Origin of the sequence: Okeania sp. SIO3B5, assembly GCF_010692555.1 — a bacterium.
GTDB lineage: Bacteria > Cyanobacteriota > Cyanobacteriia > Cyanobacteriales > Microcoleaceae > Okeania.
This window is the reverse complement of record NZ_JAAHHG010000217.1, coordinates 1-15,591: the sequence shown is the minus strand read 5'-3', so window position 1 is coordinate 15,591 and position 15,591 is coordinate 1. Positions and strand designations below refer to the sequence as shown.

Here is a 15,591-nt window from a genome sequence, read left to right as displayed (position 1 = left end):
ACATATTAAGAAAAGCAGTCCCAAACGCTTTTAGCAATGGGATAGAGGGTGTTGTAGTTCACCCGGTTAAGATAACACTTAATTAAAACTAAGTCAAGGAATATTTTTCTATAGATTTAGTAACTATATCAAGTTGGATGCTTTCCTAGGTCATACTGCGCAAACAGTGTTTGGTACTGATAACTGATAACTGATAACTGATAACTGATAACTGATAACTGATAACTGAATCGGAGGAAGTCCAAAATTTATACCCGACCTTTAGCCAGATTAATTGAACAATTACAACGGTTGCCTGGAGTTGGCCCCAAAACGGCACAACGTCTGGCACTACATATTATTAAGCGCCCGGAAGCAGAAATTCAAGCTTTAGCTCAAGCATTGGTTGATGCGAGGAAAAAAGTAGGTCTATGTGAGAAATGTTTCCATTTATCTGCTGAACCTATTTGTGAAATTTGTCGTAACCCTCAGCGAGACAAGGAAGTTATTTGTGTAGTCTCTGACTCCCGCGACCTTATTGCTTTGGAGAAAACACGAGAATATAAAGGTGAATACCATGTCCTGGGAGGAGTCATTTCACCGATGGATGGTATTGGTCCCGAACAGTTGACTATTCAAGCTTTGGTGCGGCGAGTTAGTCAGGGAAATATTCAGGAAGTAATTATTGCTATTAGTCCGAGTGTAGAGGGAGAGACTACTACTTTATATGTCGGTCAATTGTTGAGACCTTTTACAAAAGTGACACGCATTGCTTTTGGTTTGCCCATGGGAGGAGATTTAGAATATGCCGATCAGGTGACATTGGCGCGAGCGTTGGAGGGAAGGCGGGAATTAGAAAGTTAAAAGTAAGAAGTCAAAAGTAAGAAGTAAGAAGTAAGAAGTCAAAAGTAAGAAGTAAGAAGTAAGAAGTAAGAAGTAAGAAGTAAGAAGTAAGAAGTAAGAAGAAAATTAAGGTTTTAGCCTTTTTAGGTCTTGAAAAAGTACCTTGTTTTTAGCTCCAATCGCTCAAAAAGTTAGCATTTTGGGCATTTCGAGGAGAAGAAAATCAAGCAAAGATTCTTCCTCCTACCTCTTCTATAATTCCTATTCCTCCTGAATTGCAGGATTGCTGTTTGCGGAGCATGACCTAGGAAATTCTGGATTCTCCCCTGACAAAAAGACTTTTGAGCGCAAACCCTAAGTATTCATGATATTACTTTTGACTTTTGACTTTTAACTTTTGACTTATAATTTTATGCTACGTTTTATCGTGCGGAATGTAGGTCCTTCCTTATTCTTTAACCTTAGCCTCCAAATTTTCCAAGCGACTTTTCAATTCCTGATTTTCTTTTTTCATTCGATCAAATTCCTGGCGTAACTGCTTGAGAGCTTTATCAGAACCAATATTTTTCTGCACTTTCTGTACCGCTTCCTCAGCTCGACGACGTACCCTACCATCAGCAGTGCAATCGACTATACTCTGCAAAATTGAAATCGCTGTAGCAGTTTCCATTTGTGACAATGCAGCTACTACAGACATCTGAGTCAAGAAAAATGTTTCCCGTGATAATTCCGTTAGTCGTTGCAAAATACGCTCCAAATTAACAGGAGACTGAGCAGTAGAAATTGTTCCTAGAGAACGAATAGCACTCAAACGTAACGTCTGCGGTACACCAAGAACAGTATATTTCAGAATCTGATTCAAAGCAGTTTCAGAAGTCTTCATCTTACTCAAAGCTGAGATAGCACCAGAACGCACTACCTCATTCCAACCCCGTTTTTCTGCCAATACCCACTTCAACAATTTAATTACCTTTTCCTCAGTAGGCTTTCGATCAGAGTTAGCATTGGCAGCAGCAATATCTCCAATTCCAGACACAGCAGCAGCTTCTACATAATAGCTAGCATCGCCATTTTTCACTATAGATTTTAGTTGCTGATAACTTTTATTAGTTTTTATTTGTGTTAGTGCTTCCACCACAGCACGACGCACCCGAGCATCTTCGTCTTTTAAACCTGTAACCAAACTCTCAAAAACCTGGTCTAGTTGAATTTTTGCCAGTTGCTTCACCACCTCAAGGCGCACGCCCCAAAAAGATTCCTCTATCAAAGCTTTTGATAATACTTTTACAACTTCTAACCCACCCTTTTTCGCCAACGCCTCGGCAGCATAGATACGAGATATGGGGTCGGAATCGAATTGTAATTGTGCTTTTAGCTCCGCCATTGGATATACTAATTTCACTGTTTTGAGATAATTATTACCAACATCAAAACTGATAAATTTAGGTTTTTCTGCCAAAGGAAAATAAAAAGTTTGTTCCTGCTCGTGTACTCGAACAGTGAAGGTTATCAATTCTGGTTTTTCTTCTTTGAGATAACCAAAAGCAATAGGGATTTTTAGGTCAAATAATTCTTTACTTGAATTCCCATTTTGATCGTTTTTAACTATAGTTTGTTTGACTGTTACTTTAGCTAATTTACTATCACCATCCCAAGCATAATTAACCTGATAATCAGGATGACCACCCCGAAAAACATATTGGTCAAATAAGAATAGTAAATTCTTTCCTGTTGCCTGTTCAATTGCTCTTAATAAATCGATAGTTTCCACCGTTTTATGAGCATTATTTTTCACAAAAGTATGAATAGCTTTTGTAAATAATTCATCTCCTAATTCGGTTTTAATCATATGATAAACACAAGCAGCTTTTTCATAAAGATGACGGTCATAAAGCTCTATTGCTTCCCGATAAACATTAGTAACAATCGGACGACGATAGCGAGATTTATCCTCAGCAATATAACTTCGAGCTTCTTTCAATAGATAATAAGCAGCATCATCTTTACCATATTCATGCTTTGTCCATAATACTTCTGAGTAGGTAGCCATTCCTTCTTTAATCCAGGCATGAGACCAATGTTTAATGACAATTAAATCGCCAAACCATTGATGAGCAAGTTCGTGAGCCACTAAACTTTCAGCATTACGGTTATCTAAGGCTGCTCTTTCATCTAGTAAACATCTATCTGTGAGTAAAGTTGTAGAGGTATTTTCCATTCCTCCAAAAATAAACTCATTAACGCAAACTTGAGCATATTTAGGATAGGGATATTTATAGCCAAATTCTTGACTAAAAAATTCTATCATTTGAGGAGTTTTGCCCATAGTTCGTAGAGCATCATCTTGACGTTTTTTTTCTACATAATAAGTAACAGGAATACCATTCCATTCATCTTGAATTTCAACAAATTTACCCACTGCTAAGGTCATTAAATATGTAGGATGAACTTGTTTTTGCATCCAATGATAAGTTTTGCTGTCTTCATTTTCTTCAGTTTTGATAAGTTCACCATTGGAGATAGCGATAAATTTATGGGGTACTTTGACACGAATTTCTGATGTCGATAGTTGTCCGGGATAGTCAAAACAGGGAAACCAGTAACGAGAGTCTTCATCTTCACCTTGAGTCCAGACTTGGGTGGGTTTGTTTGGATAATGTTTGTCGGGAGTGATGAAATAGATACCTCGTTGAGGGTTGTTGGCAGCGTAGGCGATCGCCACTTTTATTTGTTTACCTGCTTCAGTAGCTGGTTGCAGATAAATCTGTAATTCATTGCCGTCGTAGTCAAAAGTTTGTTCAGTGTCGTTAACTTTAATAGATTTAATTTCTAAGTCAACTGCATCAAGAGTTAATTTATCAATCCCACTCCGTACAGGGTTTAAACTAATGATACAATTGCCATGAAAACTGTGGTTAGGAATGTCGAGTTCTAGATCAAGGAAAATATGTTCTACTTGGCCTGGACGATCAGGATTATAATGGGGTTTAGCACCTGGTAACTCAAAAGATTTGGAATTATTTTCAGAATCAAAGTAGATATTGGACATTCGATGTGATTTATTGAAATATATATGTATTGGACAAAAATCTAGTATATCTTTTAGTCGTTTGAGCCGTAACCGTTCTTAGAAACCTACGATAATCTATAGAAATCTATAATTATCTGTTCTATTCTTGCTTCTACCTGGCAACGTCGGCGTTATCCAGTCCACAAGCTGTCACGGACAAACTGCCCGCCATAGCTAGATTTAACGCTGCATTCAAATCTCGTTCGCAATTAAAACCGCAATGTTCGCAATTAAAAACGCGCTCTGATAACAATAAAGACTCTTTAACAGTTCCACACCTACTACAAGTCTTAGAACTGGGAAACCATCTATTAACGATAATTAACTCAGCACCATATAACTCACACTTGTATTCTAGCTGTCTACGAAACTCATAAAAACCCATATCAGCAACGGCCTTAGCTAGCTTGTGATTTGACATCATTCCTGATACATTAAGGTCTTCACCCACCCCTCTAGCTCCCCTCCCGGGAGGGGATGGGGGTGGGTTGTGATTTTTAGCCAAATAGGTTGTTAGTTTATGCAATGTATCTTTCCTGATATTAGCTATTCTATTATGCAACGCCGCTATTTTTAGCTGCGCTTTTTTCCAGTTATTGGAGAACTTAGTTTTATGTCTGTTTAGGTATTGTAATCGTGATAGTTTGGATTCTAACTTTTTGCATATGTTTAGCACCATCGAATACTTCCCCTGTTGACAATGTTGCTAAAGTTTTTACTCCTAAATCAACACCAACTACATCTACAGACTTTTCAGTAATTTGAGGTACGGCTTCTCAGAGCGAAACTAACAAACCATTTATCTGCTGTTTTGCTAATAGTTACAGACTTAGGAGTAATATTGCCTGGCAGTATTTCATAGGTTTTAATCCATCCAATTCGAGGTAGTTTGATATGATTAAAACCTACTGTGATTGAACCGTCTAGAGTAAAACTATTATCCCTGGCTTTTTTCTTGAATTTAGGTTGAGCTGACACTTTGTTAAAGCAACGTTTCCAAGCTAGAGATAAATATCTCAAAGCATAGCTCGGAGCGCACTTAGATACTTCATAATACCAGCAGTTTTTTGGTTTAACCATTGCTACCAAAAGCTTATGTAAGTCAATGGCAGTAGGAAACTTAAGTTTGCTGTCTGGATTATGGTGGTTATGATTCAATATATTTCGGGTTAACCATAACCCCCAATTCCAAGCGTGACGGGCTACACCTGCGTGTTTAGCCAGTAATGTTTTTTGCTGTTTATTTGGGTGCAGTTCAGTTTGGAATCCTAGTAACATAAAACAGATCATCCCAGATTTTTATAGATCATACCAGATTTTAGCCAACAGTTACAAATCCTAGACAGCAATATTTAGATAATTGTAAATAGTATTATAAGATTATCCTATATTTTTATCCTTAATTGATAGTAATTTAATATTTTTCAAAATTTGTATTTAGTAATACATACAACAGGGAACAAGTGTTTCACAAGAGTATCTTTTACAGGACTTACGCACGGAAACTAAATCCAGTGAATATGAATGGCATTCACCCCTACATATAGAGCTTTCAAGGTGAATTTGCGTAAGTCCTTTTTTAAATTTCTTCCCTACTCCCTACTCCCTAAAGTTTTTATTGTGGGTGTTTAAACAGATATATCTTTACTTTATGCTTAAAACTTGAAATTACATCAACTCCTGATAGAAATCAAATAACTGCCTAGCCAAAGCTTGATTTGTATACTGATACATTGCTTTTTCATAACCCTTTTTCCCTAATTCCTCAGCTAATTCTTTTTGCTCCATCAACTGCATTAAACAATTTCTCAATTCCTCAGAATTTCCCTCTGGAAATACCAAACCAGTATCTCCAATTACATGAGGAATTTCTCCAGAATCAGAACCTATTACAGGTACTTGACAAGCCATTGCCTCAATTAAAACATGACCAAATTGTTCTTTCCAACCCACAGAAGTTAAAGTTTTAAACTTATAAGTAGTTTCTGATGGCAAGACTAAAGTATTCATCAAATTAATATATTTTTGTACATGATCGTGGGGCACACTTTCTACTAAAATTAGCCTATCTTTAATTCCTAATTCTGCTGCTTTTTCTAATAAAGTCGATTGTAACTCACCCCTTCCTAATAATAACCATTTCCAAGGTTTTTCTTGTAAACCTGCCAAAGCATCAGTTAATGTGAGTAATCCCTTTTCTTCAACAAAACGACCCACAAAACCCACGACAAAATCATCATATTTAATTCCCAAACTATCTTTTAATTCTGCCTGTGGTTCTGGTTTAAACAAACTTTCATCTACTCCCAATTGAGGCATTACTTTAATTGGCCCTTTGTAGCCTCGTTCTCTTAAAATATCTTCTCCATCCTTATTTCCCGCAACAATTCCATCAGTATTTTTGAGATTATAAGATTCTAGTAAAGAAATGGGAAACTTGAGAGTATAAGGTAAATTCCACCAAGTAAAAAATAGATTTTTAGCTTTGAGTCCTAAAAGCCTATTAAAAGTAATAAATTGAGCATAAGTTAAAGCTTTAGAACCCTGTTCTACTTGAATAATCTCGGGTTTAAATTTTCGTAGTAAACTAATTAAGTCAGGACCAAAAGTTAGTAAAGCTTGATTATTTTCACTGTAATTAGAAATCGGTACTACTTGAAAAGAACCCTCATCAATAAATTGAGTTTCAACGATTTGACTTTGTACACCTTTAGGATTCCAACGTTTAGGAACAACAACTGTAACTTCAATACCCGGTTCAAGTTGAGCTAAAGCACGTAACTTTTCCCGGTTTAAGTCAACAATATAAGTGTGGCTAGCTACTAATATTTTCATGGTTATTATTGGGTAATTTACTATTTATGAAACACTATGTTCTACGTTTTTCAGAAAAATTTGAAATTATATCATGTTCCCCCTCCGGGGGAGCTGCGCTAACGGATAATCAGTTATAAAAAACCTTCTGCCTTCTAACCTTGCTCTTTCCCTTCTGCCTTCTGCCCTCTGCCTTCTGCCTTCGGTCTGCAGATATTATAAGTATTCAACCGAACATGATATTATATAGCGCTACGCGCTAGGGAACAGGGAACAAGGAACAGGGAATAGCAAACTGTAAAAGGGTGTTAGAATTGAAACTTGTTAATTATTAATTATTAATTATTAATTATTAATTATTAATTATTAATGCCTAGTTTTATCTAACCAAGCTACTAAATCAGATATATTTTTGAACTCTAACATTATCTTAATTAATTCTTCTAATTCCCTATTTGATAATTGATTAAAACGTTCTTTTATATTGGCATCAATTGTGCCTAGTAAACGCTCTATTAAACTTAGGATTAATTCCTTTCTCCCTTCTTCACGACCTTCTATTTTACCTTCTTCACGACCTTCTATTTTACCTTCTTCACGGCCTTCTTCTTTACTAAAAGCAATTGCCCCTTTTCGGTCAATAATAAATTGCTCTTGCTTTTCCAATTGTTGCAATTCATCTATAGTTAAATTAGCCTCATTAGCAATAGTAAAAGCTTGACTAATCTCAGGAACTAATTCCATTGATTCCGGTACGACCTCCAAACTATTAGTATGTTTCATAAAGTAGAGCCATTTATCTGTAATATTTTCTAAATTTGCCAATTTTTTCTTAAATTTAGGTAACTCCACAAAAAATAGTTCTATATCGCTGTCTGGATAAACAAAAGAATTATCCCATTCTTTAAATGCAAAGCGTGTAATAATTTTTTCACTCTCCTTAAACATCGTAAAATCAGCAATAGTTAAAGAAATTACTGGTTTTAAACCTGTATAAATTTTACCTCGCTGGAGTTGATTAACATAAACTTTTGCAGCATAGTAAATAACCTGTTTATTAAAACCTTCGATATTTAAAACCTGCATTTCAATAATGACTGTAGAGCCATTATCAAGTTTAGCTCTCACATCTAAATATGAATCTTTGAGAATGGCTACTGACCCAGGTTCATAGGTATCAATAAATTCTAAGTCACGGATAGTATTTTGACCTTCATAAAGTAGTGCATTGAGAAAACTAATCAGAATATTTTTGCTCTGTGCAGAACTAAAGATTTTTTTGAAGGCATAATCTGTTTTAGGATCGATAAATTTCATAATAAATAGCGTGTTATATCATGTCCGGTTGAATAATTAGACTTTGGTGGAAGGAAGGCCGCTATGTATCCCCCCTAACCCCCCTTTGAAAGCTATCCCTTACCCATAACTCCTGAAACCCTTGTGCGGACGGGGAGACACGGAGAGGGGGAGACACGGAGAAAAAATCATAGTATCTAAGTAAAAATATTTAAAATTTCACAGATCAATGTGCTTTTTCATACATTTTTCTCCCAAAAAAGCCGAACTAAGACTCACCCATAATTTGTCAGTTTTGTCAAGTTTTATGTTAAGAAATATGTGGGTAAAGCATAGCTTTGAAAGGGGGGGAGAGGCAGAAGGTTTTCTCAAGAGTGTCACCTTAATTTTATACACGCTCCGATGCTACCGGACATGATTAGGACTTACGCAGATACGCTATATATAGTATTCATAACTATTGGACAATAGTTACTGGACTCTATACACAGTGTCTTTGCGTAAGTCCTGATGATATTAATTCTTGATTTTTTTACTTCAACCTATGGACTGATGTTGCACACAACTTCTCTACTTATTTCTAATTTTTAACTTTCTTTAAAGACATCTCCAAAAATTAACAGTAAAATCAATTATTATCCATAAATTATCAATTATTCCTCCCTGTTCCCTATTCCCTGTTCCCTGTTCCCTATTCCCTATTCCCTATTCCCTATTCCCTTGTATAAATTTGCCCGTCATCCCAAATAGATTTAATCCTTGTTTGAACAGCACTCAAAAAACCAAGAGTATAGAAACCTCCACGGGTAATTATTTTTATAGGAGAACCACCTTTATAACAAGGGGGGTTGCCCAACACATGACAATCAAATAATTTGGCAAAGAAACGCAGACATTGATTAAGAGTCAGATTTTTTAATCCCATGAAAAAGTGATTGTGATAAAAAGTAACCTGATATTTAAGCGATCGCGTTGAAATATCATGGCAGCCTCCACTTTCTTCGCCCAAGTGAACTAGAGAAGCTTCTGGATCAAACCAAATCTGATAACCAGTTTGTCGTAACCTCAAACAAAAATCCGACTCTTCCCGTACTGCACTACCTCGAAACCGCTCATCAAAACTAAGACCATACTTAGTAAAAATATCTCGGCGATAAGACATATTACAACCTCTTGCTGATATCACTCGTTGAGGTTTAACTGTATGTACCAGGTCGATATGATACCAAGCAATACCGGGGTCTGATGCTTCAGGGGGCAAATCTTCTATTTCCAACTCTCCACCAGAATCTCCTAATTTCATGCGATCGAATACTCGTCCCGCCACTGCACCTATCTCTGGGCGATCAGCATAATTGCGAGCATGAGCCGCTAAAAATCCTTCTTCCAAACGTACATCATCATCAATAAAAAGAATTATTTCGCCACTGCAATGTCTGACCGCATAATTTCTTGCCCCTGGTAAACTCGCCCAAGTCAGACGGAACAATTTAATTTTCCCAGCATTAGCTTGCTTTTCTAAATAAGTTTGAGTTTCTGGTTTATGAGTAGCAGTCTGGTCAACTACCAAAACTTCAAAATTAGGATAATCTTGTTGAATAACATCAGCGATCGTATCTACCAGAGCTTCTTCCCGGTTATAAGTAGGAATGACAACAGAAATAGGAATAGTTAATTGTTGATTTTCTTCGGTTAGAGATTGTGTGTTCATTTTTCTCCTTCTTATTTACTATTTTCCATTTCTTCTTCAGCTTTAATTCTTGCTTGCTCCTGTTTGTCAATTGCTGGCAACCTGAAAACTACCCCAGCAAAATACCAGTAATAAACCGCAACTGGGTCTACATCAAGAGGATAGTAATAAGTGTTATAGCTAATAATCAAAACAAAAACCCAATAGCTAGCTCCATAACTTCGTATACTCTTATCTTTAACAGAGCGATAAGCTTTGAAACCAGTAGCAGTAATAACTGTTACTAAGAGTAACATTGCAATTGTGCCTATTGGCCCTATTTCATAAATTAACTTAGGATAATAAGTTTCAATTAACCTAGTTTTACCAAAAGCTCGAGCTGAATTAGTAGCACGCCCTAACCCAGAACCAAAAAATCCATCTTGTCCATGGCTAGACTCCTCAAATTGTTGACTAATAAAAGCAGTTGGTGGTGAGGCGTTCCAGCGACCGACAAAACTATCTATCCGCTCTTGAACAACTGCAGGATTGGATACTATTACTCCTCCCAGGAGAACACCGAGTCCAATACCAATGGGTAGAAACTTTTTGAGGTTAGCGATCTGACCTGTAAGTACCAGAAGAATTACAGTTACTGTAGGAACTAGAGCTAGAGCAATTCTTTGACCGCTAATAGCTGCATTAACAAAGACCACTGCCATTCCAAATAAACCTCCTATCCGCCAGAGAGGAGAGGGGTCACTAAAAGCAACTGCAAAGGTAAAGGCAGCATTAGAAATCAAGAACCATCCCCATTGCCAAGGTGCAACAAAAGTACCAGGTAAACGAATTGTACCTTGGTCGGGGCTAAATAGTAGAGCGCCTCCTACCAAGCATTTAGCTTCAAGGCTTGCCCTAAATAATTCATCTCCGGTTTTACCACGAGTACCATTACACTTACCAGAGGAAAGGTATTGGTACTGCACTATACCAAGTAAACAACAGGTAATAGCTAAAATTACTGTAAGACGGGCAGCAAGTAATAATTCTTTTTTGGTTTTGAGCTTATAATAAGCACCTGTAATTAAAGGTAGATAACCAATCAGTGCTTTGAGTCCCAATATTCCCATCAAAATAGGCTTATCCCCTGGTCTCGGTGGGTTAAGCTGTTGAGAACCATTAACTAATAGTAGAGTTATCAGACAAAAACCCAATAAAATGTATAAGGGATTTTTCACTGCCTTGGGAATGATGAATGGATTTCCTGTCTGCTTGCACCACATACCAATGCCAATAATTGCTGGAATGAAGAAGCCATCTTTTGCTAATTGAAATATGGGACTTCCTCCACCGACCCAGTAAGTCACGGTACCAGCAAAGGGCATATAAATCATAAATCCCCAAAGTCCTAACATTGGATACTTGAAGGAAAGACCTAAAACTGCCACACCACCACCACCAGCAAGGGCTATTTTTGGTTCCGCTACGAAATATAACGTTATACCAATAACAAGACCAAGACCACCATAAGTAACAAGAGCGCCAATAGCTTGCTGAATTTGTTTAGCTCTTTGGCGCTTTCTGGCAGCTAATTCCTTTTTGCTAATCGGAGGAGCAGCAGGTTTGCCTTTCTTTTTTGATTTTTTTTTAGACTTTTGTGTCGGCATTGTTTAGTCAGCTTTAGGCCAGATGTTGCTGGACTGCTAAAACTAAGTTCTCTGTCCAGTAACTTGCGAGTTCAGTATTAATTGCCTCTACCATAACTCTAATTAGTGGCTCTGTGCCAGAGGCTCGGACTAAAACCCGCCCTACATCTGCTAAAGCTGTTTCTGCTTCGTCAATAGCTCTGACTAATGGTTCGCATTTTTGCCAGTTGGCTCGGCGATCGCGGTCTTCAACCCGGACATTTCGGAGCAGTTGAGGATATGTCTGAAAGCTTTGGTCTACTAATTCTACTAGGGAGACTCCAGAATTTTTGACTAGGGTTGCTAAATGTAAAGCTGTCATTAGACCATCTCCTGAAATACCATAGTGGGGGCAAAGAATATGTCCTGATTGCTCCCCACCTAACATAGAACCTGTCCGTTGCATTTCTGCATGAACATATTGGTCTCCGACTTTTGTCCTTAATATTTGTCCGCCCTGTTTGTGCCAAGCACGTTCAAATCCTAAATTCGCCATTACTGTAGTTACTATCAAGTTGTTTGGTAGTAACCCAGCTTGACTTAAGCTTTGGCCCCAGAAGTAGAGAATGTAATCTCCATCAATAGAACGACCTTGAGAATCTACTGCTAATACTCGGTCAGCATCTCCATCAAAGGCAAATCCCATATCGGCATTATGCTCTATAACTGCTTGTTGGAGGGAATGAAGATGGGTCGAACCGCAGTTGACATTGATGCGATCGCCGTTTGGTTGGTCATGTAAAGAAATGACTTCTGCCCCCATTGCCTGAAAAACTTCTGGGGCAGTATAAACTGCTGCTCCCCAGGCCAAGTCTAGAACTATTTTCATTCCCTGGAAATGTCCTGGTATTAAAGGAGAATGTAGAGATGCTTGGTACTCCTTGACTAATTCTGGTCTATGGTAATGCTGTCCCCAGTTACTATGGATAGCTGGAAAATCTGCCATTCCTCTAATTCCAGATTCTATCTGTTTCTGTAATTCCGAAGAGAGTTTTGTACCATCGGAGCCAAAAAATTTTATTCCATTATCTTCGGGTGGGTTATGACTAGCAGAAATCATTACTCCACCTATTGCTTCTGAAACACTTGTGAGATAGGCAACGCAAGGAGTGGGGCATAAACCTAAATGCCAAACTTCTAATCCTGCTGCTGTTAAACCTGCTGATAGAGCCATGGCTAACATATTGCCGGAGTTTCTGGTATCTTGGCCCATAATTACAGGGCCAGGATTTTGAGAATATTGGCGTAACACTTGTCCTGCCCAAAAACCTATTTGTAGAGCCAGGGGGGCGGTGAGTAGTTCTCCTGCTTTACCCCGGATGCCATCTGTACCAAATAAGGGAGTTGTGGGCAGTGAGGTGTTGTTCCAAGCCAATGTAGTTTTAGCTGCTGTGGATGATAAGTTAAAAGTTTTTTGTCCATAAGTTGGTTTGAATGATGGTGTTGCTACCATAATTTTCACTCCTCGTCAAGATTTAGTTATTCTCACTCTCAACAAAGAGAATAGCATCTCCGGATTAAATACATAATTTTGGGCGTTGCATAAATGCGCTTGGGATTTTAATAGTTTTGTGGAAGTGGGAGTGGAATGGGCATTTTACCTGTTCCTAATATAGGGCTTGCTGAATAAATCTTAAAGCACTACTAAATAAAAGTTTTAGCCTTTTTATAATCGAATTGCAGTGTGCCTTTTTCAATTCACTTACCCTCAAAAAGTAATAGACATCTCCAGAAAAGAGGGAACAGGGAACAGGGAACAGGGAACAGAGAAGAATAAATGATAATTTCTGGATAAGAATTGATTTGATTTTTAATTTTTGAAGATGTCTAATAATTTGGGGGTGAGGAGGGCAGAAAAATCACTCTAACAATTATTCCTCCTACTTCCTCTGTTTTCCCACCCTCCCCACACTTCCGTGGCGATGGTTGAGACCGTATGTTATGTGGTCGAGTTTGGCAGGGGATAATACTAAATCTGGGTTAACTTCTTGGTTATATCATGTCCGGTAGCATCGGAGCGTGTATAAAATCAAGGTGACACTCTTGAGAAAACCTTCTGCCTCCTGCCTCCAGCTCCCGCTGCCTTCCTTCCAGCAAAGTCTAATTATTCAACCGGACATGATATTAATGGAAGAGATGAAACTTTTCCTTAATGCCCAGAGTTCACTAAAGGATATTCAGTGGATGTGGCATAGGTCGTTGATGGATACAGGGGGGTAGTGTTTTTGGCAAAGTTTCTAAATAATCATAAACTCCTTGTTAGAATCGTCTTAATTACATAATGGTAAAATTGATCGAAATTCAACTTCTAGCCTAAAGTGATTGTTCTAGGAAATGAAAAAATGAAAAAACTAATCAATTTCTGTCTGATGCTCCTTTTATTCATAGTTGTGAGTATTTTCCCAACAGCAGAAGCATCAGCAAACCCGGCTGAATTAAAAGTTGGGCTATATCCATACGTTCCCAGGATAGAGCAATTCGAAACAGCTATTAAAACTGCATGGGAAAAAGTGGAACCAGACATTTCCTTGAAGTTCCTTTCTGCTAAACAATGGGATGGAGGTTACTACATAAAAGAACCTCTAAAGACAGGAGCAGATGTTTATGTATTTGATGCCATATTTTTTGATCACTTTAAAGATAAAGGCTGGCTCCTAGCAATGAGTGCAAGTGAAATTAGTGATGATAGTATAGATGACTTTGTTGATTACGCAATAGAAGGAGTTAAGGATGGTAACAGCTATTACGCAATTCCCCAGCTTGGCTGTGCAAACATTCTGTTTTATCGAAAAACTGATACAAAGCTTGCCAATGCAACAAACTTAAAGAAAATTAATCAGGCATTGGGGCAATGCACATACACTAGCGACATTCCTCCCGATAAGCGAGGGCTGATGCTTGATATGTCTGGCGGCACGACAAATGCTACTCTTTACCTGGACACTGTTCATAGCATTAATGGAAAATATCCCTTCCCACTGCCCCAGGATGAATCACAACTTAACTTCGACGCGGTAAATAATATGCGAGACTTGCTGGGGATGGCGAGTTACGAAAATGCAACTGATTCACAGCCTCCTGAGAAGTCTTCTTACCAGCGTGCAAAGTGGTTTAGCGACGGTTATGGAAGCGCACTCATTGGCTATACAGAAGCAATGTCAGCAATGAGTCAAGAAACAAGGAACAATATTGACTTCAAGGTAATGCCCTTATCAGAGAAAGATGAAAATTATCCTGCTGTTTTCTATGCCGATGTGATTGCTGTCAATCCTAATACTAAGCATCCCAACGAAGCGGTAAAGCTAGCTAAAATCATGGCATCTAAGGAAACAATGGTGGCGAGTATTGGAAAAGATGATAACTATGATTATCCTCAGTATCTGATGGCCAACCGTGATAGCGTATTTGAGAAACTAAAAGATCAAGATCCGCTCTATAATAAGATGCAGAATTTGATTGATGAGAACGATCCGATTATGTTCAAGCTGAACGAAAACTCTCGTGACTGGCTGAGTTCGATGAAGGACACAATTAAGTTTGAGGCTAGAGAGGGCTATTCTTGTGGCTGCGATCGAAATGCAGTTGAACAAATTTCCTATAATGATGATGCTCCTGGTATTTGTAAGAAAACATGTGCTGATTATGGTGGCTGGAACGGCCAGTGGACTAATGATACACCAGCAGCCCCAAAAGACACATCTGTCTGTGGTTGCAATGCCTGTTGCTTATTGCTTAATTAATAATAGGACTGGAATTTCTCTTCCTCTCCTAACTTTACTCTAGATACTCCACTTCTAACCCATACTTACCAACGCCGATCGCTTTCCTAAATAAAAAAGGAGCGATCGCTCCAATCATTTAAACCTTACAGCGGTTTTCATTTGGGTAGACCACAGTAGGGAGGTTCCCATGGTTAGTCCCTACAAGGTTTTGTTTGTGAAGATGTGGTTCATCAATTTGAAAAGCGCTGTAATCATATAATTCAGAATTATCTCCCTAGTAGCTAAACCAGTTTTTTCCCAACTAAACTCTTGAGCTACTAGCCAAACTGAAGTTCGAGAGGCGCGATCGCTCCCCCCATCTTGAGCAATAATATTCGTCGCATCAGTTATACCAATTCCCAAAAGTAATGCTATACTTGGGCAATACTTCAGCTATTAAGTAATTAACACTAGCCAAATAACTTTTTTGCTAATTTTAGCTATGTTAATGTTAATTATTATAATGTTTACTTC

The 15,591-nt window shown here is 38.0% G+C and carries 11 protein-coding genes; 2 read left to right on the top strand and 9 right to left on the bottom strand.

The features are described from left to right. Nucleotides 1-246: 246 nt before the first annotated feature. Nucleotides 247-843 carry a recombination mediator RecR gene (gene recR / locus F6K54_RS24405; RefSeq protein ID WP_293083120.1) on the top strand — a complete coding sequence of 199 codons (597 nt, stop codon included), beginning with the start codon at nt 247-249 and terminating at the stop codon, nt 841-843. A 427-nt stretch (nt 844-1,270) separates the two neighbouring features. On the opposite strand, the gene F6K54_RS24400 is transcribed toward recR, so the two are convergent. From F6K54_RS24400 to glmM, 8 genes are all read right to left on the bottom strand, one after another. Beyond that, nucleotides 1,271-3,871, bottom strand: coding sequence for a M1 family metallopeptidase (locus F6K54_RS24400; RefSeq protein ID WP_293083117.1), 2,601 nt, complete (start codon nt 3,869-3,871; stop codon nt 1,271-1,273). Nucleotides 3,872-4,004: 133 nt separating this feature from the next. Further along, on the bottom strand, nt 4,005-4,571 hold the full coding sequence (locus F6K54_RS24395) for an RNA-guided endonuclease TnpB family protein (RefSeq protein WP_293083115.1): 567 nt from the start codon (nt 4,569-4,571) through the stop codon (nt 4,005-4,007). Nucleotides 4,572-4,645: 74 nt separating this feature from the next. Beyond that, nucleotides 4,646-5,170, bottom strand: a complete 525-nt coding sequence (locus F6K54_RS24390; RefSeq protein ID WP_293083112.1) for a transposase — start codon at nt 5,168-5,170, stop codon at nt 4,646-4,648. Nucleotides 5,171-5,560: 390 nt separating this feature from the next. Next, on the bottom strand, nt 5,561-6,727 hold the full coding sequence (gene hpsO, locus F6K54_RS24385) for a hormogonium polysaccharide biosynthesis glycosyltransferase HpsO (RefSeq protein WP_293083109.1): 1,167 nt from the start codon (nt 6,725-6,727) through the stop codon (nt 5,561-5,563). A gap of 345 nt (nt 6,728-7,072) precedes the next feature. Further along, a complete protein-coding gene (locus F6K54_RS24380) occupies nt 7,073-8,023 on the bottom strand; it encodes an Rpn family recombination-promoting nuclease/putative transposase (protein ID WP_293083106.1) in 951 nt (316 codons plus the stop codon). 691 nt (nt 8,024-8,714) lie between these two features. Continuing rightward, nucleotides 8,715-9,713 (bottom strand): hormogonium polysaccharide biosynthesis glycosyltransferase HpsN, encoded by a 999-nt coding sequence (gene hpsN, locus F6K54_RS24375; RefSeq protein WP_293083103.1) that lies wholly within the window; start codon nt 9,711-9,713, stop codon nt 8,715-8,717. A gap of 11 nt (nt 9,714-9,724) precedes the next feature. After that, nucleotides 9,725-11,338, bottom strand: coding sequence for a hormogonium polysaccharide biosynthesis protein HpsL (hpsL, locus tag F6K54_RS24370; protein ID WP_293083101.1), 1,614 nt, complete (start codon nt 11,336-11,338; stop codon nt 9,725-9,727). 13 nt (nt 11,339-11,351) lie between these two features. Continuing rightward, the gene (glmM, locus tag F6K54_RS24365) at nt 11,352-12,809 is read right to left on the bottom strand and encodes a phosphoglucosamine mutase (protein WP_293083098.1); all 1,458 of its coding nucleotides are present in this window, start codon (nt 12,807-12,809) and stop codon (nt 11,352-11,354) included. Nucleotides 12,810-13,698: 889 nt separating this feature from the next. On the opposite strand from glmM, the gene bcmE reads away from it, so the two are divergent. Then, nucleotides 13,699-15,096, top strand: a complete 1,398-nt coding sequence (bcmE, locus tag F6K54_RS24360) for a thiamine pyridinylase (RefSeq protein ID WP_293083096.1) — start codon at nt 13,699-13,701, stop codon at nt 15,094-15,096. Nucleotides 15,097-15,276: 180 nt separating this feature from the next. Here the strand turns inward: bcmE and F6K54_RS24355 are convergent, their stop codons facing one another. Then, nucleotides 15,277-15,480, bottom strand: coding sequence for a hypothetical protein (locus F6K54_RS24355; RefSeq protein WP_293083093.1), 204 nt, complete (start codon nt 15,478-15,480; stop codon nt 15,277-15,279). Nucleotides 15,481-15,591 lie beyond the last annotated feature (111 nt).